This is a genomic window from Stenotrophomonas sp. 89682_Sma, from assembly GCF_056481405.1.
In genome coordinates this window covers 4325029-4346354 of sequence record NZ_CM151147.1, presented here as the reverse complement: position 1 = coordinate 4346354, position 21326 = coordinate 4325029, and the positions used below count along the sequence as shown (strand labels likewise).

The 21326-nt window shown below is 67.3% G+C and carries 13 protein-coding genes; 8 read left to right on the top strand and 5 right to left on the bottom strand.

The genetic code is table 11. From position 1 onward, the window contains the following. Positions 1-89 precede the first annotated feature (89 nt). From yccS to ACZK29_RS19995, 5 genes are all read right to left on the bottom strand, one after another. Positions 90-2267, bottom strand: coding sequence for a YccS family putative transporter (yccS, locus tag ACZK29_RS20015; RefSeq protein WP_478446400.1), 2178 nt, complete (start codon positions 2265-2267; stop codon positions 90-92). Positions 2268-2453: 186 nt separating this feature from the next. Next, entirely contained in the window at positions 2454-4517 is a 2064-nt protein-coding gene (locus ACZK29_RS20010; RefSeq protein ID WP_478446399.1) for a TonB-dependent siderophore receptor, read from the bottom strand. A 327-nt stretch (positions 4518-4844) separates the two neighbouring features. Next, entirely contained in the window at positions 4845-7967 is a 3123-nt protein-coding gene (locus ACZK29_RS20005; protein ID WP_478446398.1) for an efflux RND transporter permease subunit, read from the bottom strand. Positions 7968-7998: 31 nt separating this feature from the next. After that, positions 7999-11232 (bottom strand): efflux RND transporter permease subunit, encoded by a 3234-nt coding sequence (locus tag ACZK29_RS20000; protein WP_111113242.1) that lies wholly within the window; start codon positions 11230-11232, stop codon positions 7999-8001. 74 nt (positions 11233-11306) lie between these two features. Beyond that, positions 11307-12551 (bottom strand): efflux RND transporter periplasmic adaptor subunit, encoded by a 1245-nt coding sequence (locus ACZK29_RS19995; RefSeq protein WP_164147414.1) that lies wholly within the window; start codon positions 12549-12551, stop codon positions 11307-11309. Positions 12552-12737: 186 nt separating this feature from the next. Between ACZK29_RS19995 and ACZK29_RS19990 the strand changes: the two genes are divergently transcribed. From ACZK29_RS19990 to ACZK29_RS19955, 8 genes are all read left to right on the top strand, one after another. Next, a complete protein-coding gene (locus ACZK29_RS19990) occupies positions 12738-14057 on the top strand; it encodes a M20 family metallopeptidase (protein ID WP_478446397.1) in 1320 nt (439 codons plus the stop codon). A gap of 558 nt (positions 14058-14615) precedes the next feature. Then, positions 14616-15434 carry an NADPH-dependent 7-cyano-7-deazaguanine reductase QueF gene (gene queF / locus ACZK29_RS19985; RefSeq protein WP_478446396.1) on the top strand — a complete coding sequence of 273 codons (819 nt, stop codon included), beginning with the start codon at positions 14616-14618 and terminating at the stop codon, positions 15432-15434. 202 nt (positions 15435-15636) lie between these two features. Further along, positions 15637-15930, top strand: a complete 294-nt coding sequence (locus ACZK29_RS19980) for a LysM peptidoglycan-binding domain-containing protein (protein WP_005411287.1) — start codon at positions 15637-15639, stop codon at positions 15928-15930. Between the two features lie 45 nt (positions 15931-15975). After that, positions 15976-16488, top strand: a complete 513-nt coding sequence (locus tag ACZK29_RS19975) for a hypothetical protein (RefSeq protein WP_478446395.1) — start codon at positions 15976-15978, stop codon at positions 16486-16488. A 428-nt stretch (positions 16489-16916) separates the two neighbouring features. Next, entirely contained in the window at positions 16917-19139 is a 2223-nt protein-coding gene (locus ACZK29_RS19970) for an NADP-dependent isocitrate dehydrogenase (protein WP_478446394.1), read from the top strand. 265 nt (positions 19140-19404) lie between these two features. Continuing rightward, positions 19405-20370: a hypothetical protein gene (locus ACZK29_RS19965; RefSeq protein WP_164146984.1), complete on the top strand. Its 966-nt coding sequence runs from the start codon at positions 19405-19407 to the stop codon at positions 20368-20370. Next, complete coding sequence (locus ACZK29_RS19960) at positions 20363-20911, top strand: GTP-binding protein (protein WP_164146985.1); 549 nt, start codon at positions 20363-20365, stop codon at positions 20909-20911. The genes ACZK29_RS19965 and ACZK29_RS19960 overlap by 8 nt, the downstream gene beginning before the upstream one ends. Then, on the top strand, positions 20904-21320 hold the full coding sequence (locus ACZK29_RS19955) for a roadblock/LC7 domain-containing protein (protein ID WP_164146986.1): 417 nt from the start codon (positions 20904-20906) through the stop codon (positions 21318-21320). The genes ACZK29_RS19960 and ACZK29_RS19955 overlap by 8 nt, the downstream gene beginning before the upstream one ends. Positions 21321-21326: the final 6 nt, after the last annotated feature.

The following is a 21326-nucleotide window of genomic DNA, read 5'->3' as shown; positions in this document are numbered from 1 at the left end:
CCGCGCGGGAACGTGATCGGGATGCAGCGCCAGGCGCAACGCGCTGTTGCGTCGCTGGCAGCGCCGGGCATGGCCCGGCGCTACCGATGTCAGGTGAGCGTACGCACCGCCTCATTGGCCGCGGCCCGCACCTTCGGCAGCAGGCGCAGCACCAGCGCCATCTGCGTGCGGATCAGCTGCAGCTTCGGCGGCATCGCCTCATCGATCTGTTCCAGCTCGGCGGCCACCGCGCGATCAGCGTCGTTGTCATCTTCCGCGACCTGCTGTCGTGCGGCCAGCGCCGCCGCCAGCTGCTGCAGTGCCTTTCGCACGCGATCACCGGCGGCCAGGGCCAGTGGATCGCCGGCGTAGCTGTCCACCTGGTCGCGGTGCGCACCCAGCGCCGACAAGTGCCCAAGCAGCGTGTTGGAGAGCGCCAGGAAGTGGAAGCCGGCATCCAGGTTGCGGCGCACGTGGCCGGGTTCGCGCAGCATGTTCGACAGTGCGGTGGACAGCGCGGCGTCGGCGTTGTGCATGTCGCGGCGGGCGACGCGATAGGCCAGGTCATCGCGCATGCCGCTGCGGTACTGGCCCAGCACCGAATCGAGGTAGCGCGCGGCGGTATCCAGCACCCGCGCCAGCACCCGATGCAGCTGGCGGCCCTGCCAGTCGGGCAGTATCAGGAACGCGGCGGCGGCGGCGATCGCGCAGCCCAGCAGCGTATCGACCATGCGCGGCACGATCAGCACGAAGCCATCGCCGATCAGGTTGAAGCAGGTCAGGGCCATCACGGTGATCGCCGCCGATGCCACCAGGTAGCGATCGGTACGGGTGAAGAAGAACAGCAGTGCCGACAGCAACGCGATCAGCAGCTGCACGTGCAGTTGCGGGAACAGCTGCAGCAGCGCCCAGGTGAGCACGAGGCCGGCCACGGTACCGACGATGCGCTGCGCCAGGCGCTGGCGGGTGGCGCCGAAGTTGGGCCGGCACACGAATACAATCGTCAGCAGCACCCACGAGCCGTTCTGTGCGTTGAACAGCCGGATGGCCGCGAAACCGGCGATCAGTGCCAGCGCCATGCGCAGGCCATGGCGGAACAGCACCGAGCCGGGCGTGAGCTGCTGGCGCAGGCGCACGCCCATCTCGCGCAGGGTGTGCGGGTTGCTGTCGCGCAGGCGCGTATCGACATTGTCGAAGCTGGCCTCGGAGCGTTCGGCGTCCAGCAGGCGGCGCTCGATGCTGCGCAGGTTGTGCACCAGCAGGTCCAGTGAACCCAGCAGGCGCTGCCACTGCGGGCGCTGCTGGTCGCGCAGGTAGGCCAGCGCATCGGCCAGGTCGCGCCCGGCCTGCTGGTTGCTTTCGCCATACACGAACGGACGGCGCAGGCGGATCGCCTCGCCCAGCCGCGCGCAGGCCTGGCCCTGCAGGTCGAGCAGGCGCTGGCAGCGGTACAGCACGTCACTGTGGAAGAAGGCGTCGACCAGCGCGCCATACGGGTAGTGCGAGGAGCTGGCGCGCTCGTGGAAATCCTGCGCCATGTAGTACAGGCGCAGGTACAGGCCGGAGTTCACGCCGGGCCGGCCGGAGCGGCCGAAGCGGGCCAGGATCGCCGTCTTGGCCTCGTTCAACGCGCCGACCACGCGCCGGTTCTGCTCGGCCAGATCGAGCTGGCGGCGTTGCAGGTCGGCCTCACGTACCGGCTCGAACAGTGCGGCCTTCAGCTGCAGGTAGCGGCCCAGTTCGATGTAAAGCCGCGCCACGCGCTCACGCACCGGGCGGTTGGCGAACAGTGCGGTCCACAGGATCGACAGCAGTCCGTACCAGACGGCACCCGCCAACAGGTGGCTGACGGCGTCCAGCGCGCTGTGCAGATCGGTGGCGCCATGCTGCTCCAGGCCGATCATGGTGTAGATCGCCAGTGTTACCGTGGCCTGGGCGATGGATGCGTAGCGCTCGCCGAGCGCGCCGAGCAGGGTCAGGCAGAAGGTGGACAGTGCCAGCGCGCCGATGAAGATCCATGGCCACGGGAACAGCCAGATCACCGAGGCTGCAGCGATACAGAAACACAGCAGCGACAGCAGCACCGCCTTTGTCCGGCCCCACCAGTTGTCGTCGGTCTCGGCGATGGCACTGGCGATGATGCCGAGGAACACGCCGGGCAGCGCCGTGAGCGCGTCCAGATGCCAGCACACGGCAAGCGCCGCCGTCAGGGCGATGAACACCCGCAGGCCATAGCTGGCCTTCTCGTGGGCCCACAGGCGGCTGAGGCGGGATTGGCGGGCGGACATGCAGGCTCGGTGGAAGGGTCTTCCACCATTATTGCGGGCTGCGCGTGAAATGGGGGGCCGCGTGCGGATTGATTCGCCGACCGATGTGCGGACCAACGGTCCGCACCCACCGAATCCGGTAGCGCTGCGCCATGCGTGGCGGAGAGGCAAAACTGCCGGGCACGGCCCGGTGCTACCGAGGTTGGGTTACATCTCCCAGCGCACGCTCAGAGCCAGGGTGCGTGGGAGGCCGGCGCCGGCGTTGGACCAGTACTTCCGGTTGGCCAGATTCTCGACGCTGGCACGCAGGGTCACCGGGTGGCCCGAGGCAAGCAGCCGGTAGCCGACGCCGGCATTCACCAGCGTGTAGTCGGGCAGCTTCAGGGTGTTGTCGGCGTCGTACCAGACATCGCCGTAGTAGCGCACTGCCGCATACGTTTCCAGGCCGTCCACCCACGGCAGCTGGTAGGTGGCATGCACGACGCCGCTCCAGCGCGCGGCACCGGCGGTACGGTTGCCTTCCTGTGCGGCGCTGGCCGGCGACAGCCTGTCGTAGGTCGGGTCCAGCCAGGTGACGCCACCGCCGACCGTCAGGGCATCGTTGAGGTGCAGGTCGGCACTGGCTTCGATGCCTTCGTACAGCGTGATGCCGTCCTGCACCAGGCGCTTGCCGGCAGGCGTGAGCTCATCGATGTTGGCGCCACGCTCCAGCCGGAACGCCGCCAGGTTCGCGTTCCAGCGAGCCGCCTCGACCTTCGCGCCGATCTCGTACTGCTTGCTGATGGTCGGGTCGAGCACGTCGCCCGCGTTGATGTAGCTGTTGCCTACGCGGCTGCCGGCTTCCAGCGATTCGATGTAGCTGGCATACAGCGTGACCGCCTCGCTGGGCTTGAACATCACCGCGTAGGTCGGTGTGACCGGGTAGGTGTGGTAACGCCCCTTGGTTTCGAAGTCGTTGTAACGCCAGCCCGCCAGCACCGACCAGCCGCTGCCGAGATCGACGGTATCGCTTGCGAACACCGCCTGCTGCACGGCTTCGTCGCCACGGGTCATCACTCGTGAACCGACGGCGTCGTGGCGGATGGCGTGGCGCTGGTACAGGTTGGCGCGGCCGATGGGGTTCCACTCGTAGGGGCGGTCCCATCCCAGCCCGGTCTGGTGGCTGATGCCTGCCACCACCTGATGGTGCAGCGGACCAGTGCGGAAGCTGCCCTGCAGCATCGCCTGGGCCAGCTTCCACTCGCTCTTGCCGCCCAGTTCGTAGACGTTGACGTCATAGTCGCCGTTGGGATTGTCGATGTAGGCGAAGATCTTGTTGACGTCGTTCCACGAGGTGGTGACGCCGTAACTCAGGGTGGCTTTCCAGTCGCTGTTGATCTGCCAGTTCAAGCCGGTCGACAGCAGGCTGGATCGGGTGTCGTAGTAGGTGCCGGGTACGCTGTTGTCGGTATCCCCGGCAATCGGTCGCGGCAACGACGTCAGGTCACGAAAGTAGTACTGCGGCGATTCTTCGCGCAGGTCGCGCGACTGGAACACACCGTCGAAGGTCCAGGTCAGCACATCGCTCAGGCGCGCATCCAGCGACAGTGCGCCCACCTTGCGATCGACGTGCCCACCATTGAAGGTCTCGCCCTTTTCCTGGAACGCATTGAAGCGGTAGCCGAACATCTGCTCGTTGCCGAAGCGGCCGCCAACGTCGATGCCGCCGCTGACGATGCCCTGTCCGCGCCAGCCCAGCTGGGCGGAGAGGGTGGGTGTGTCCGTCGGCTTCTTGGTGATGTAGTTGACGATACCGCCGGGTGCACCGAACCCGTACAGGAATCCGCCCGGGCCTTTCAGCAGATCGACCTGTTCCATCACTTCCAGCGGCCATTCGGTACCCCAGGAAGAGACCTGCAGGCCATTGACCCGATAGCTGTCGAAGTTCAGGTCGATGCCACGGTTGCGGATCGGCGAACTCCAGCCACTGGCATAGGCGCTGACCTGGGTGGTGACCGAAGGGTCGAGCAGGAACGCTTCGCCCAACGAGACCACCTGGCGCTGTTCGATCTGCTCGCGGCCCACGGCGGTGATCGCAAACGGGGTGTCGCGCAGGGCGCGATCACCCAGGGCGCCGGCGTCGGCGTGGGTGCGTTCGGCGGTGACCTTGACCGCATCCAGTTCGGTGGCACTGCGGTTGCCGCGGTCCGGTGCGGATTGAGCGTGCGCGGCACACGCCACGGACAGGGAAATGGCAAGCAGGGCCGGGCGGCACAGCAGGTGCGATGGCATGGTTCGGTGATCCTCGGCGGGCGGCCACAGGCCATCCGCCCACAGGTGGGGGAAGGGGCAGTGGCTGGGATCACGCAGGCTGGCCGGAGATGGCAGCGGGGCGCCGCGGAGGGGCGCAGGACCATGGCTGGATGAGAATTGTTCTCTTTTCGTTACGGCGCGTCAAATCCGGCAGCGTGCGGACCAATGGTCCGCATCCACGGTCCGTACCCACCATTCGCATCCACGGTAGTGCCGGCCGCTGGCCGGCAGATTCGCCGTACGGAGAAAGCCGGCCAGCGGCCGCCTCTACCCCCGTAGATCCACGCCATGCGTGGATGGGCCTTTCTAGGCCCGCTGCGCGCGCTTGAGCAGCTTCGCTTCGCGCTTGCGTGCGCGACGTGCCCGCCAGCGTTCGGCCAGGCAGGAGAAGATCACGTACAGCGCCGGCGTGCTGAGCAGGGTCAGGCTCTGCGAGAACAGCAGGCCGCCGATCATCGCGATGCCCAGCGGACGCCGCAGCTCGGACCCTTCGCCCAGGCCGATCGCCAGCGGCACCGCCGCCAGGATCGCCACCATCGTGGTCATCATGATCGGGCGGAAGCGCACGATGCTGGCCTCGCGCGCGGCATCGCGCGGCGCCAGCCCATGCTCGCGCTGCGCCACCAGCGCGAAGTCGATCATCATGATCGCGTTCTTCTTGACGATGCCGATCAGCAGCACCAGCGCGATCATCGAGATCACCGACAGCTCGGTGTTGGTGCCGAACAGCGCCAGCAGCGCGCCCACGCCCGCCGCCGGCAGCGTGGACAGGATGGTGACCGGGTGGATCAGGCTCTCGTAGAGCATGCCCAGCACCAGGTACACGGTCAGGATCGCGGCAAACACCAGGATCAGCATGTCGCTGGGGTCGGAGTTGAAGCCGAAGCCGGCGTCATCGGCCAGGCGGATGTCGCCCGGCATGCGCATGCCGGCTACGGTGGCATCGATGATCGCCTTGGCTTCACCCATGCTCACGTCCGGCGCCAGGTTGTAGCTCAGGTCCATCGTCGTGTACTGGTTTTCATGGGTGATCTGCGACGGCGCCAAGCCCGGCACCTGGGTCGCCACCGCGGTAATCGGCACCATGTCACCGTTGCGCGCACGCACGTACACTTCGTCCAGCGCCGCCGGCGTGGCGGTCTGCGACGGCAGGGCATTGACCACCACGCTGTACTGGTTGATGTCCGAATAGATGGTAGAGATCTGGCGCTGGCCGAACGCACCGTACAGCGCGCCATCGATGGCGCCGACGGTGATGCCCAAGCGTGCGGCCTTGGCGCGGTCGATCTGGATGTTCTGGCGCAGGCCGGCGTTGTCCACGTCGGTGCCGACGTCACGCAGCTTCGGGTTCTTCTTCAATTCCGCCTGCAGCTTTGGCAGCCATTCCTGAAGCGATGCCAGGTCGTTGCCCTGCAGCGAAATGCGGTACTGCGCGCCCTGGCTGGAACCACCGCCATCGTTGCTGGGAAGATCCTGGATCGCGCGCAGGCGAAGCTGCAGGTCGGGGTAGCGGTCGGCCTTGGCACTGAGGCGTGCCAACGCATGTGCGGTGGTTTCGCGACGGCCGTCGCTGCGCGACTTCAGCTCGATGTTGAACTGTGCGCTGGAGCCCTGGCGGCCACTGCCCAGGCGCACGCCCACGGTCTTCACCGCGGGGTCGGCCATCAGCATGTCGGTGATGCGGCGCTGGCGTGCGACCATGTCCTCGAACGACACGGTGGCGCTGGAGTTGGCCCGGCCCCAGATCAGGCCGGTGTCCTGCGGCGGGAACGCGCCCTTCTTCACCGCGCCGAACAGGAAAACGGTGACGCCGATCAGGATCAGCGGGGTGAGCGACATCAGCAGCGCGTGGCGCAGCGAGAAATCGAGGAACACCGTGTAGATGCGCAGCATGCGTTCGTGGCCGGCATCGAGCCAGCGGCCGAAGCGCGACGGCGGCGCAGCGTGGTCATGGGCGCTGAGGAAGCGGCTGCACAGCGCCGGGGTCAGCGTCAGCGAGACGATCATCGACACCACGATCGCCGCCACCAGGGTGACGGTGAACTCGCGGAAGAACGCGCCCATCATGCCGCTGGCGAACAGCAGCGGGATGAACACCGCCACCAGCGAGGCGGTGATCGAGACGATGGTGAAACCGATCTCGCGCGCGCCGGTCAACGCGGCCTGCATGCGCGGCATGCCCTCGTCGAGGTGGCGCATGATGTTCTCGATCACCACGATCGCATCGTCGACCACAAAACCAATCGCGATCACCAGCGCCAGCAGGCTCAGGTTGTTCAGGGTGAAGCCCATCACGTACATCACCAGCGCGGCACCGGCCAGTGACAGCGGCACGGTCACCGCGGCGATCAGCGTCGGTGCCAGCCGGCGCAGGAACAGCGCCATGGTCAGCACCACCATCGCCAGGCTGATCAGCAGGGTGATCTGCACTTCATGCAGCGAGGAGCGGATGGTCGGCGTACGGTCGAAGTACGGCGTCATCGTGGTGCCCGGCTGCAGGTAGTCGCGCAGGGTCGGGATCTGTGCCTTGACCCGGTCCACGGTCTCCACGATGTTGGCGCCGGCACGGGTGAACACGTACATCACCACCGCCGGCTTGTGGTCGAACCAGGCCGCCTGGTAAGCGTCCTGCTGGCCGTCGTAGACGTTGGCGATGTCCTTGAGGCGGATCACCCGGCCATCGCCCTGGGTCTTGACCACCAGATCGGCGAAGTCGGCGGCGCGTGCCACCGAATCGTTGGCGATGATCGCGGTGGTGGTGTTGCCATCGCTGAGGAAGCCGGTGGGCGAAGTCACGTTGGCCGCGCGCACCGCGTTGCGCAGGTCATCGGCGGTCAGGCCGAGCGCGTTCATCAGGCGCAGGTTGACGTCCACGCGCACTGCCGGCGTGGAGGCGCCGGCAATGTCGACCGAGGCAACGCCGCTGATCTGGCGGATGCGCTGCGCCAACAGTGAGTCGGCCACGTTGTACAGCTCGTCGGCCGACTGCGTCTGCGAGGTCAGCGCGATGGCGATGACCGGGTCGTCGTTCGGGTTCGCCTTCTGGTACATCGGCGAGCCCATGCCCGAAGGCAGGTCGGCTTGCGCCGAGTTGATCGCGGTCTGCACGTCCAGCGCGGCCGAATCGATGTTGTGGCCACTCTGGAAGATCATGAACACCAGCGAGCTGCCTTCCGAGCTCGACGAGCGCATGCGGTCGATGCCCGGCAGCTGGCCGAGGTGGCGTTCCAGCGGCGCGGTGACCGTGGACGCCATGGTCGCCGCATCGGCGCCGGACTGGCTGGCATGCACGAAGATCACCGGGATCTCGATGTTCGGCAGCGCCGATACGCCCAGGCGCAGGTAGCAGATCAGGCCGACCATGAACAGGCCGATGGCCAGCAGGGCGGTGCCGATCGGGCGGCGGATGAAGGGGCCGGACAGGTTCATCGTGCGGCCCCCCGCAGCAGCGGGGCGTGGATCATGCCTGCGGCTCCTGCAGCGAACCATTGCGCAGCGCGCGCTGTTCGCGGCGGCGCGCCAGCCACTCGGAGAAGCGCTCCATGTACAGGTAGATCACCGGCGTGGTGTACAGCGTCACCAGCTGCGACAGCAGCAGGCCGCCGACGATGGCGATACCCAGCGGGCGGCGCAGTTCCGAGCCGATGCCGGTGCCGAGCGCCAGTGGCAGCGCACCGAGCATGGCCGCGGCGGTGGTCATCATGATCGGGCGGAAGCGGAGCAGGCAGGCCCGGCGGATCGCCTCGTGCGCGTTGGCTCCGGCGCGGCGCGCCTCGATCGCGAAGTCCACCATCATGATGCCGTTCTTCTTGACGATGCCGATCAGCAGCACGATGCCCACGATGCCATCCACCGACAGGCTCAGGCCGCACAGCATCAGCGCCAGCAGCGCGCCGACACCGGCCGGTGGCAGCGTGGAGATGATCGTGATCGGGTGGATGTAGCTCTCGTAGAGCACGCCCAGCACGATGTAGATCACCACCAGCGAGGCCAGCAGCAGCCACACCACGTCGGTCTGGCTGCCGGTGAACTCGGCGGCCTTGCCGATGAACTCGGCATGCAGGTGGGTGGGCATGTCCAGGCTGTCCTTGGTTTCCTGGATCGCACGCACCGCTTCGGACAGCGAATAGCCCGGCGCCACGTTGAACGACACGGTCACCGCCGGCAGCTGCTGCTGGTGGCTGACCACCAGCGGTGCGCTGCTGACCTTGCCTTCGGCCAGCGCCGACAGCGGGATGATGTTGCCGGCGCCGACGGTGATGCCGGTGTTCTGCGCGCCGATGCCGGTGGCGGTGGACGAGTTGGACGAGGTGACCTGGCCGAAGCTGGTGGCGTTGGTACCGGTCAGCGCGCCGGCGCCGTTGGAGGCGACGGCCAGCTGTTCCATCAGCGCAGTGCTGGTGCGGAACTCCGGTGCCACTTCCAGCACCACGCGGTACTGGTTGAGCTCGGTGAAGATGGTCGAGATCTGGCGCTGTCCAAACGCATCGTAGAGCGTGTCGTCGATGGTCTGCATCGGTACGCCCAGCACGCTGGCCTTGTCGCGGTCGATGTTCAGCTCAAGCGCGCGGCCCTGGTTGGACAGGTTGTTGTCGACGTCGGCCAGCTCCGGGCGCTTGCGCAGCGCTTCGGTCAGGCGCGTGGCCTGCTTGGCCACTTCGGCGCTGTCCACGTCCGACAGCGAGTACTGGTACTCGGTGGCGGCCACGCGGGTATCCAGGGTCACGTCCTGCACCGGTTTCAGGTACAGGGCCACGCCCGGAATGCCGGCCACCGCCTTCTGCAGGCGCGGCAGGATCTCATCAAGGCCGTCGCGCTGGCTGCGTTCCTTCAGCACGATCGACAGCTGGCCCTGGTTGAGCGTGGGGTTCATGCTGCCAGCGCCGATGAAGGCCGATACGCCGGTCACATCCGGATCGTGCCGCAGTGCTTCGGCGACCTGCTTGGTGCGCTGCTCCATCTGCGGGAAGGCGATGTTCTGGTCGGCCTGCACCACGCCGGTGATCAGGCCGGTGTCCTGTTCGGGCAGCAGCCCCTTGGGAATCAGCACGTACAGCAGCACGGTCAGTACCAGCGCGCCACCGGCCACGGCCAGGGTCAGGCGCTGGTGGCCCAGCACCCAGTCCAGGCTGTGCTCGTACAGGCCCACGGTGCGCGTCCACAGGTTCTGCTTGCCGGCGGCGGCCGCGCGTTCGTGCGCGTCCTCACCCTCGGGCAGGGCGTCGGGCTTGAGCAGGTAGGCGCACATCATCGGGGTGAGCGTCAGCGAGATCAGCATCGACAGCACCACCGCGATGCTCAGCACCCACGCGAATTCGTGGAACAGGCGGCCGGTGACGCCGGGCATCAGCAACAGCGGCAGGAACACCGCCACCAGCGAGACCGTCAGCGACAGCACGGTGAAGCCGATCTGGCGTGCGCCGATCTCGGCCGCTTCCTTGCCACTCTTGCCCTGCTCGATGTAACGCACGATGTTCTCGATCATCACGATCGCATCGTCGACCACGAAGCCGGTGGCCACCACCAGCGCCATCAGCGACAGGTTGTCCAGCGACATGCCGGCAAAGGCCATCACCGCGAAGGTGCCGGCCAGCGACAGCGGTACCGCCACCGAAGGAATGATCGTGGCCCACAGCCGGCGCAGGAACACGAAGATCACCGCCACCACCAGCCCGATGGTGAGGATCAGGGTGAACTGCACTTCATGCACCGAGGCGCGGATGGTCTCGGTGCGGTCGTTGAAGATCTCCAGGTGCACGTCGGCCGGCAGCACGCCCTGCAGCTGCGGCAGGATCGCGCGGATGCGCTCGACGGTCTGCACGATGTTGGCGCCCGGCTGGCGGCGCACTTCCAGCAGCACCGCCGGCTTGCCATCGGCCCAGGCCGCCAGCTGGTCGTTCTCCACGCCGTCGACCACCTCGGCCACGTCGGACAGCCGCACCGGGCGGCCGTTCTTGTAGCTGATGATGGTGTCGCGGTACTCGGCGGCGCTGGCCAGCTGGTCGTTGGTGCCGATGCTGTAGGACTGCGTCTTGCCGTTCAACGAGCCCTTGGGCGCATTGACGTTGGCCTGGGTGAGCGCGCTGCGCAGCTGTTCCAGGGTCAGGCCCATGTTCGACAGCTGCGCCGGATTGACCTGGATGCGCACGGCCGGGCGCACGTTGCCGGCAATCGAGACCAGGCCGACGCCCTGCACCTGCGACAGGCGCTGGGCCAGGATCGAGTCGGCGTAATTGTTGACGTCGCGCAGCGGGCGCGTGTCGGAGGTCAGTTTCAGGGTGACGATGGCCGCGTCGGCCGGGTTCACCCGGTTGTAGACCGGCTGGTAGGGCAGCGACGAGGGCAGGGTGGCCTGGCGGATCGCCGCCTGCACGTCCTGCGCGGCGATGTCGATGTCGCGGTCCATCGAGAACTGCAGGATGATCGTGGACAAGCCAGCCGACGAGTCCGATGTCATCAGTTCCAGCCCGGAGATCTGGCCGAACTGGCGCTCCAGTGGCGTCGTGACCAGCGAGGCCATGGTGGTGGCGTTTGCGCCGGGGTACTGGGTGGTGACCACCAGGCTGGGCGCATCGATTTCCGGCAGCGCCGACACCGGCAGCTTGCGGTAACCGAGGATGCCCAGCAGCAACAGGCCCGCCATCAACAGCGAGGTAGCAATCGGGCGGCGGATGAAGATCGTCGAAAAGCCCACGGACTGATCCTTGCTGGCACTTCAATGTCGGCGCCGGCGGGTCCGCCGGCGCGAGGGAGAACCGTGGCCAGCGCTCAGCGCGGACCGCCACCGCGACGGCCACCGCCGCCACCGTTCTTCTGTTCGGCCGCCTTCAGCTCGGCCTCGGTCGGTGCGGCCGGGGTTTCGCCCGGCTTCAGTGCGGTGACCTTGCTGCCCGGCTTCAGGCGGAACTGGCCTTCACTGACCACCCGCTCGCCGCCCTTCAGGCCTTCGGCGATCTGCACCTGGCTGTCGCCCACTTCCACGCCGCTGCGCACGGTCTGCATCTTCACCGTGTTGTCGCCCTGCACGACGTAGACGTACTCGCCATCCGGCCCACGCAGCACGGCCTGGGTCGGAATGACCACGCCGCCGGCAATCGTGCGCAGCTGCATGCGCACGTTGACGAACTGGCCCGGCCACAGGCCGTTGTCGGTGTTGTCGAACAGCGCGCGCGCCTTGAAGGTGCCGCTGTCGGCACTGATCAGGTTGTCGACCACGTCCAGCTTGCCGTCGCCGGACAGCACGTGCGAGTCGGCGCGGTCCAGTGCCGCCACCGGCACCGCGCCGGCGGCCTGCGCCTGGCGCACGTCGCCGAGCTGGCGTTCGGGCAGGTTGAACAGTACATGGATCGGGTGGATCTGGGTCAGCGTGACCAGGGCGGTGCCGGCGTTGACCACGTTGCCGGCGTCGACCGCGCGGATGCCGGCGATACCGGTGATCGGCGCGGTGACCCTGGTGTACTGCAGCTGCACCTGCGCCGAGCGCATGCTGGCTTCGTTCGCCGCGACTGCGCTCTCGTACTGTGCCACTTGGTTTCGTTGTGTATCCAGATCGGTCTTGGCGACGAACTGGCGATACTCCGGCGCGTTCGAGCGCTGGTAGTTGGAACGCGCGGTGGCCAGCAGCGCCTCGTTCTGGCGCTTGGCCGCTGCGGCCTGGTCGTAGCTCGCCTGGGCGGTGCGTGGATCGATCACTGCCAGCACGTCGCCCTTCTTCACTTCCTGGCCTTCGCGGAAGTTCAGGCTCATCAACTGGCCACCGACCTGCGGGCTGACGGTGACGGTGTTCATCGCGGTCACCGTGCCCAGCGCGCTGGCATATACCGGTACGTCCTGGCGCGTGGCCTCGACCACGGTGACCGGCACCGGGCCGGCATCCGGGTCTTCGCCACCCTGGCGCGCGCCCGCCGCCGGCTTTCCAGCCTTGTCCTTGCCTCCGCCGATGACGCGCAGGCCGACCACGGCCAGCACCAGAACCGCCACGACCAGCAGCACGATCTTCCAAACACGTGACATTACGAGGACTCCGAGAGGGCTGGACCGGGCGGGACGCCGGCGGCAATGCGCAAAGCATACCTGTGCCACATCACGTTTCCTGCATGACGGATGGGACGGGCGCTAAGACCGGATCCCACGCGGGAGGTTCCCGTGGCGCCGGTGTTGCCCTACATTCAGCTGGAACCCCTTGCCGTGGAGATTGCGATGCGCCGTTCGCTGCTGCTGTCCGCCCTGCTGCTGGCCCTGCCGGCCGTTGCCCACGCCCAGGAAGGGCAGCGCCCGGAAGTGACCGCCGCCGCGCAGCGGCTGCAGGCCAAGGTGGTCGAATGGCGCCGGGACTTCCATCAGCATCCGGAGTTGTCCAACCGCGAGGTGCGCACATCGGCCGAGGTCGCCAAGCGCCTGCGTGCGATGGGCCTGAAGCCGAAGACCGGCATCGCCCACCACGGCGTGGTGGCGATCATCGAAGGCGGCAAGCCCGGCCCGAAGATCGCGTTGCGCGCGGACATGGACGCGTTGCCGGTGACTGAGCAGACCGGCCTGCCGTTCGCCTCGAAGGCGACCGACCAGTACCGCGGGCAGACCGTGGGCGTGATGCATGCCTGCGGCCATGACGCGCACACTGCCACCCTGCTCGGCGTGGCCGAAGCGCTGGTGTCGATGAAGAAGGACCTGCCGGGCCAGGTGATGCTGATCTTCCAGCCGGCCGAGGAAGGCGCACCGCCGCCGGAAGAGGGCGGTGCCGCGCTGATGCTGAAGGAAGGCCTGTTCGCCGACTTCAAGCCGGAGGCGGTGTTTGGACTGCATGTGTTCTCCAGCGTGCAGGCCGGCCAGATCGCGGTGCGCGGTGGCCCATTGATGGCCGCCTCGGATCGTTTCGGGATCAAGGTGATCGGTCGCCAGACGCATGGCTCCGCGCCGTGGAACGGTGTCGACCCGATTGTGGCCACCGCTGATCTGGTCGGTACCGCGCAGACCATCGTCAGCCGCCGCGCCAACCTGTCCAAGCAACCGGCGGTGCTGACCTTCGGTGCGATCAACGGGGGCATCCGTTACAACATCATTCCCGATGAAGTGGAGATGGTCGGCACCATCCGCACCTTCGACGAGGGCATGCGCCAGCAGATCTTCGCCGACTTGCGCAACGTGGCCGAACACACGGCGGCTGCGCACGGTGCGAAGGCGGTCACCGACATCTACGAATCGGAAGGCAACCCGGCCACGGTGAACGACCCGGCGCTGACCGCGAAGATGCTGCCGAGCCTGCAGGCGGTGGTGGGCAAGGACAACGTGTACGAGCCGCCGTTGCAGATGGGCGCGGAGGATTTCTCGCTGTACGCGAAGGAAGTGCCGGGCATGTTCTTCTTCGTGGGTTCGACCAGGGTGGGCATCGACCCGGCGACGGCGCCGGCCAACCATTCGCCGAAGTTCCTGCTGGATGAGAAGGCGCTGGATGTGGGATTGAGGGCGTTGCTGCAGGTGAGCCTGGATTACCTGCACGGTGCAGGCACTCCTGCTGGCTGAGGGTTTCCGGCAGGGCTTGCAGCCCTGCACCCGCCGAAGCAACGGCAACGTCAAAAGCGGGCATTCCGTGGGATGGCGGGGTGGGTCCGGTTGAGGGGGACGCCGTAAACCCGTCCTTGGGGGCTTGGCCGCGGCATCCATGCCGCGGACACCCCCTCAACCGGACCCACCCCGCCTTCGACAGCTTCCCGCGGGCTGCCGGAACGACATCCTGCTTTGGTGGGTGTCGACCTTGGTCGACACGGCGGACGTCATGAACGTCTGAAGGATCGGTTTTTGATTTTGATTTTGATTTTGATTTTCTGATCTTTCCCGTGGTGGTAGCCGCGTGCAGAGAATTGTCAGGGGTCGGGAGGGCAGGTGGGGCGGGGGTGTCCGCGGCATGGATGCCGCGGCCAAGCCCCCAGGGACGGGTTTACGGCGTCCCCCGACCCGCCTGCCCTCCCGGCCAAGCCGATAGACCGCCTTTCGCGACCAACCAACACAACCACTACGGAGGGGCTCCGCCGTTGGCCGGCCCGGCCGAAGGCCCGCCCTCCGCGCGATACAATGCCCACCATGAACACCCCACAGGATTCCAGCCTCGGTCGCGAGGTCAGTTACCCGTCGCAGTACGATCCCGGCCTGCTGTTTCCCATCCCGCGCAGCGGCGCCCGCGCCGAGATCGGCCTCGACGCCAGCGCGCTGCCGTTCGTCGGCCACGACCGCTGGCACGCCTTCGAGCTGAGCTGGCTCGACCCACGTGGCAAGCCGCAGGTCGCCGTCGCCACCGTGCAGGTGCCGTGCACCTCGCCGCGGCTGATCGAATCGAAGTCGTTCAAGCTGTACCTCAACTCCCTCAACAGCACCCGCATCGCCAGCGCCGAGGCACTGCGCGCGCGCATCGCGGCGGATCTGTCGGATTGTGCCGGTGCGCCGGTCCAGGTCGAGTTCGGCCTGCCGGGCCTGCGCGAGACGCCGCTCGGCGAGTCCATCGACGGGCTGGAACTGGAGATCGACTGCTACGGCCCGCCGCAGGCGGACTTCCTCTCGGCCAATGCCGATGAGGTGGTGGAGGAGACCCTGGTCTCGGCACTGCTGAAGTCCAACTGCCCGGTCACTGGCCAGCCGGACTGGGCCACGGTCAGCCTGCGTTACCGCGGGCCGAAGATCGATCGTGCCGGCCTGCTGCGCTATCTGGTCAGCTACCGCGAACACGCCGAGTTCCACGAGCAGTGCGTTGAGCGGATCTTCAGCGAGGTGTCTGCGCGCTGCCAGCCGCAGTGGCTGGAAGTGGAGGCGCGCTATACCCGCCGCGGAGGCCTGGACATCAACCCGTGGCGCGCCAGCCCCGGCATCGCCGCCCCGGCCGCGACCTACCGCGAACTGCGCCAGTAGCCGCCGCAGGCGGTTACCGGTAGTGCCGGCCGCTGGCCGGCAACCGCAAGGAACCCGCTTCCAGGGCAAGGGCAGCCGGCCAGCGGCCGGCTCTCCCGATTGTTCAGACGCCCCCCGGGGCGGCTTCACATCTGCACCATCCCCGTTTAACAACCGCCATGGCACCGTGCGAGCCACGTAGTCATGCAGACGGGAGTTGTGGATGAGTACCGAGAAGAAAGCCGATTTCTCCGGCGTCAGTGCCAGCGTCGACAGTACCGCCGAGCAGGTGCCGAAGGCGGACTTCTCCGGCGTCAGCGCTTCGGTGGACAGCACCGCCGAGATCGTCAGTGGCGGCACCTACACCGTGCAGAAGGGCGACTCGCTGTCGAAGATCGCCAAGCAGCATCTGGGCGACGCCAACGCCTGGAAGAAGATCTTCGAAGCCAACCGCGATGTGCTTGACGACCCGGACAAGATTTTCCCGGGCCAGACCCTGAAGCTGCCGCCGAAGTAAACCGGCGATCGAACGCCGTCCGACAATCCCTGGGAGGAACCCCGAATGATCAAGACCACCCCGCTCCAGACCGCCCTGATCGCCGCCCTGCTGGGCAGCGTCGCCCTGGTCGGTTGCAAGAAGAAGGAAGAGTCGACAGACACCAACGCCGCTCCGGCTGCCACGGCTCCGGCCGAGCCGGCAGCGCCGGCGCCGATGACCGGTGCACCGCCGCCGATGGCGGAAGCTGCTGCGGTCAGCGTTTCAACCGTCACCGTGGGCAAGACCGCTGCCGCCGACAAGTCGGTCGCCCCGGCGGCACTGTTCTCGCCGAAGGATGACGTCATCGTCTCGGTCAAGACCGATGGCGCTGCCAACAACATCAATGTCGGCGCCAAGCTGACCTTCCAGGACGGCCAGGTGGCCGGCGAACAGACCGCGACCCTGAATGCCAGCGGCGCGGAGACCACCAACATCACGTTCAAGAATGCAAAGGGCTGGCCGGCCGGCAAGTACCGCGCCGAGGTCATGGTCGATGGCAAGGCGGCCGGAACGCCGCAGGAGTTCGAGGTCAAGTAAGTCCTGCCGACTCTCTCCCGACAGGACTCACGATGGACGCAGCCGCGAGGCTGCGTCCTTTTTTATTGGGCGATGGTTGGCTTCATCCACGCGTGGCGTGGATCTATCGATGCTGGGGCCGGGCTTCATCCACGTGTGGCGTGGATCTACCGATGCTGGGGCTGGGTTTCATCCACGCATGGCGTGGATCTGTTGACGGTGGCGTCTGCGTAGATCCACGCCATGCGTGGATGGATCACAGCGTTGCCGCCGTGCAGTACCGTCGCGTATGGCGCGGCTTTGCCCCGCGCGGCTGAAAACGCGACAATGCAGGGGTTTCCCCGCCGCGCGCCCACCCTGACGGCGACGGGGGAAAGCGACACGGTTGCACGTGGCCCGGCGCTGGCGCCGGCCTTCCCCTGAGCACTGCTACAGAGTCCAAGTCCCCCATGTCCAAGATCCTCTACACGCTGACCGACGAAGCACCGTTCCTGGCGACCCAGTCGCTGCTGCCGATCGTCGACGCCTACACCGCCACTGCCGGCATCGTGGTGGAAACCCGTGACATCTCGCTGTCCGGCCGCATCCTGTCGCAGTTCCCGGAACTGCTGTCCGATGCACAGAAGGTCAGCGACGACCTGGCCGAGCTGGGCCAGCTGGCGACCACCCCGGACGCCAACATCATCAAGCTGCCGAACATCTCCGCTTCGGTGCCGCAGCTGAAGGCGGCCATCAAGGAACTGCAGGACCAGGGTTACCCACTGCCGGATTACCCGGAAACCCCGGCTGACGACCAGCAGCGCGACTACAAGGCGCGCTACGACAAGGTCAAGGGCAGTGCAGTGAACCCGGTGCTGCGCGAAGGCAACTCCGACCGCCGCGCACCGCTGTCGGTGAAGAACTACGCGCGCAAGCACCCGCATCGCATGGGCGCCTGGGCGTCGGATTCGAAGTCGCACGTCGCGCACATGGCCGCCGGCGATTTCTACGGCAGCGAGAAGTCGGCCACCCTGGCCAATGCCGGTTCGCTGAAGATCACATTCCACGGCAAGGACGGCAGCGCCGTCGTGCTGAAGGAAAAGACCGCGGTCAAGGCCGGCGAGATCGTCGATGCCGCGGTGATGAGCCGCAAGGCACTGGCCGCGTTCATCGGTGAGCAGATCGCCGATGCCAAGGCCCAGGGCGTGCTGTTCTCGCTGCACCTGAAGGCGACCATGATGAAGGTCTCCGACCCGATCATGTTCGGCGTGGCGGTCAACGAGTTCTACAAGGACGTGCTGGCCAAGCACGCCGACGTGCTCAAGCAGGCCGGTTTCGATGCCAACAACGGCATCGGTGACCTGGCCGCGCGACTGCCGTCGCTGCCGGAAGCCACCCGCGCCGCGATCGAAGCCGACCTGGCCGCCGAGTACGCGCAGCGTCCGGGCGTGGCCATGGTCAATTCGGACAAGGGCATCACCAACCTGCACGTGCCGAGCGACGTGATCGTCGACGCCTCGATGCCGGCGATGATCCGCGACTCCGGCAAGATGTGGAACGCCGAAGGCAAGCTGCAGGACACCAAGGCGGTCATTCCGGACCGCTGCTACGCCGGCGTGTACCAGGCCGTCATCGACGACTGCAAGGCGCACGGCGCCTTCGACCCGGCCACCATGGGCTCGGTGCCGAATGTCGGCCTGATGGCGCAGAAGGCCGAAGAATACGGTTCGCACGACAAGACCTTCCAGATCGCTGCCGACGGCGTGGTCAAGGTCACCGACGATGCCGGCAACGTGGTGTTCGAACACGCGGTGGAAGCCGGTGACATCTGGCGCATGTGCCAGACCAAGGACGCGCCGATCCAGGACTGGGTGAAGCTGGCCGTCGAACGCGCCCGCCTGAGCAGCACCCCGGCCGTGTTCTGGCTGGACGCCGCCCGCGCCCACGACGCGCAGGTCATCGCCAAGGTCGAGCAGTACCTGAAGGACCACGACACCGCCGGCCTGGACATCCGCATCCTGCCGCCGGTGGAAGCCACCGCGTTCTCGCTGGACCGCATCCGCAAGGGCGAGGACACCATCTCGGTGACCGGCAACGTGTTGCGCGACTACCTGACCGACCTGTTCCCGATCATGGAGCTGGGCACCAGCGCCAAGATGCTGTCGATCGTGCCGCTGATGGCCGGTGGTGGCCTGTTCGAGACCGGTGCCGGTGGTTCGGCCCCGAAGCACGTGCAGCAGTTCGTTGAAGAGGACTACCTGCGCTGGGATTCGCTGGGTGAGTTCCTGGCCCTGGCTGCGTCGCTGGAACACCTGGGCAACCGCTACGACAACGCCGCCGCCCGTGTGCTGGCCAAGGCGCTGGACGAAGCCAACGGGCAGTTCCTGGACAACGACAAGTCGCCGTCGCGCAAGCTGGGTGGCATCGACAACCGTGGCAGCCACTTCTACATCGCGCTGTACTGGGCCCAGGCCCTGGCCGCACAGGACGAAGATGCTGCACTGAAGGCACGCTTCGCACCGCTGGCCAAGGCGCTGACCGACAACGAGCAGAAGATCGTCGACGAGCTGATCGCGGTGCAGGGCAAGGCCGTGGACATCGGCGGCTACTACCGCCCGGACCTGGCCAAGGCGAGCAAGGCGATGCGCCCGAGCGCGACCTTCAACGCCGCGCTGGAGCAGCTGCGCGGCTGATCCATCGCCGTTCGGTCGTGACACTGGAACCCGCGCCCCGGCGCGGGTTTCTTTTTGCCTCCGGGGTCAGAACCGTGACATCGGCCGGCTGTCGGAATGCCGTCAACGGGGCATGAAACTTGCCCGCGATGGCGGTCGCAGAATGGATCGGCGCGGGGTTGCAGTCGCATTCAATCTGAGCAATCGATCACGACGGTTGCCTCCAGCGATACCCTAGCCTTGGCGACGCGAGACCACCGGGGAGGTGGTCGCACGGGGAACACCGATGGCACGCGTGCTGGTAGTGGGAACCGACATCCAGGGCGAACAGGCCCTGCTGCAGCGTCTGCGCCTGGCCTCGGCCCTGCCTGATGGCCAGATCCGTCGCAGCCAGGACCTGGACGACTGCGACCTGCTGGTCATCCGCGATACGCCGGCGCTGCGCAACGCGGCCCAGCGCATGCGCCAGCAACGCCCGCGAATGCAGTGCTGGATCGAGGATCTGGGGGGCCAGCTGCGCAACGGCGATGGCCACCAGGACGTACTTGATGACGGTGCCATCGGCCGCGCCCTGCGCGGGATGCAGTTGGCAATGGAGCCCCTGGCCATGCACGCACCCGCACCGATCCGCCTGGCCGATGGTGCACACGCCATCACCCGCCTTCTGCGCGAGCGGCTGCCGCTGCGCCAGGGCCAGGCCCTGCTCTGCGATGCCGGCGAGCCGGTACTGCTGATGGACCTGGAACACGACCAGGCCGTGCTGCTGCAGGAGCCTGCCGCCGCGCTGGTCGAACGCCTGGCCGATGCCTTCGAACGCCTGCAGCTGGATGCGCTCACGCCGGCGCGCCTGCAGGCGCTGGCCGCTGATCGGCCACGCCAGCCGCTGCGACCCCTGCTATGGCAGTGGGCACAGCGCAGTCGCCATTGGCAGGCGCTGGACGAGCGCCTGCGCGGTGCTTCGGTGAAGCTGCTGCGCTGGCCCGACTTCCGTGTGCTGGGCCATGACCACGATGGCTTCCGGCTGTGCTCGCTGCTGCTCAAGCGCGCGTGCACGGTGGACGAGTGCGCGATGCTGCTCGAGCTGCCGGCCGCTGCCGTGCGCGACTTCATCCATGCCGCCTACCTGTGCGGCTACGCGCAGCTGCAGGCATCCGCCGCGGCACCGGTAACGGCGCGTGCGGCCGGCGCGACCGACAACGGCCTGCTCGCCCGCCTGTGGCGGCACCTGCGCGGGAGCGAGCGCAATGCGTGAGCACAAGGTGGTGGTGCTCGGTGGCATGGGCAGTGGCAAATCGACCCTGGTGCGCAGCATCGCGGCCGGGGCGGTGATCGATACCGATGTGGCCAACAGTGACCGCGTCGGTGCCGACAAGGCGTCCACCACCGTGGCTCTGGACTATGCCGATATCGACCTGCCCAACGGCGAGCGCCTGCGCCTGTACGGCACGCCGGGCCAGCAGCGTTTCGATTTCCTCTGGCCGATCCTGCTGCAGGGCGCCCGCGGCGCCGTGCTGCTGCTGGATGCGCGGCGCGCGGGCGTGGTTGCCGAACTGGAGGATTACCTGCAGGTGCTGCGGCCGTTTGCATCGTCATTGGCACTGGTGGTGGCGGTCACCCATCTCGACCAGGCGCCGCACGCCGCGCTGGATGACTGGGCTGCACGCGCCAGCCTCGATGATCAACCGCTGCCTTTGCTGGCAGTGGATGCCCGCGACCGCGAACAGGGATTGCTGCTGATGGATGTATTGATGGGCGAGATGGAAGCGCACGCACTGGTGGTCGCGCATGGCTGACGGGCAGGTGGCGGTACTGCCCGATGCCGGCCAGCGTGAGCGCCTGCGGCCGCTGCTGCAGGACCTGCGGCAGCGGGTGGAAGGCGTACGCACTGTGGTGCTGGCCAGTGTCGATGGCTTCGCGCTGGTCAGTGCCGGTGCCGAAGGGCGTGGTGAACGCCTGGCAGCGATGACCAGCGCGATGCTGGCGCTGGCCGCAGCGGTGGGGCGCGAACTGGTGCTGGGTGATCTGCAGACGCTGATGCTGGAGGCCGCGGGCGGCAAGGTGCTGATGCTGGCGATCCAGGCCGAAGGGCGCGCGCCGCTGCTGCTGATGGCGGCCTGCGACCAGCGCAGCGTGATCGGCCAGGTGCTGTGGCAGAGCAGGGAATGTGGCCAGGCGATCCTGGCTGAACTCGGCGGATCGTGAGCCCGG

Excerpts from the sequence above, each read along its gene's own strand:
- yccS (WP_478446400.1), bottom strand. The coding sequence starts at position 2,267 with ATGTCCGCCCGCCAATCCCGCCTCAGCCGCCTGTGGGCCCACGAGAAG.
- ACZK29_RS20010 (WP_478446399.1), bottom strand. The coding sequence starts at position 4,517 with ATGCCATCGCACCTGCTGTGCCGCCCGGCCCTGCTTGCCATTTCCCTG.
- ACZK29_RS20005 (WP_478446398.1), bottom strand. The coding sequence starts at position 7,967 with ATGAACCTGTCCGGCCCCTTCATCCGCCGCCCGATCGGCACCGCCCTG.
- ACZK29_RS19995 (WP_164147414.1), bottom strand. The coding sequence starts at position 12,551 with ATGTCACGTGTTTGGAAGATCGTGCTGCTGGTCGTGGCGGTTCTGGTG.
- ACZK29_RS19990 (WP_478446397.1), top strand. The coding sequence starts at position 12,738 with ATGCGCCGTTCGCTGCTGCTGTCCGCCCTGCTGCTGGCCCTGCCGGCC.
- queF (WP_478446396.1), top strand. The coding sequence starts at position 14,616 with ATGAACACCCCACAGGATTCCAGCCTCGGTCGCGAGGTCAGTTACCCG.
- ACZK29_RS19980 (WP_005411287.1), top strand. The coding sequence starts at position 15,637 with ATGAGTACCGAGAAGAAAGCCGATTTCTCCGGCGTCAGTGCCAGCGTC.
- ACZK29_RS19975 (WP_478446395.1), top strand. The coding sequence starts at position 15,976 with ATGATCAAGACCACCCCGCTCCAGACCGCCCTGATCGCCGCCCTGCTG.
- ACZK29_RS19970 (WP_478446394.1), top strand. The coding sequence starts at position 16,917 with ATGTCCAAGATCCTCTACACGCTGACCGACGAAGCACCGTTCCTGGCG.
- ACZK29_RS19965 (WP_164146984.1), top strand. The coding sequence starts at position 19,405 with ATGGCACGCGTGCTGGTAGTGGGAACCGACATCCAGGGCGAACAGGCC.
- ACZK29_RS19960 (WP_164146985.1), top strand. The coding sequence starts at position 20,363 with ATGCGTGAGCACAAGGTGGTGGTGCTCGGTGGCATGGGCAGTGGCAAA.
- ACZK29_RS19955 (WP_164146986.1), top strand. The coding sequence starts at position 20,904 with ATGGCTGACGGGCAGGTGGCGGTACTGCCCGATGCCGGCCAGCGTGAG.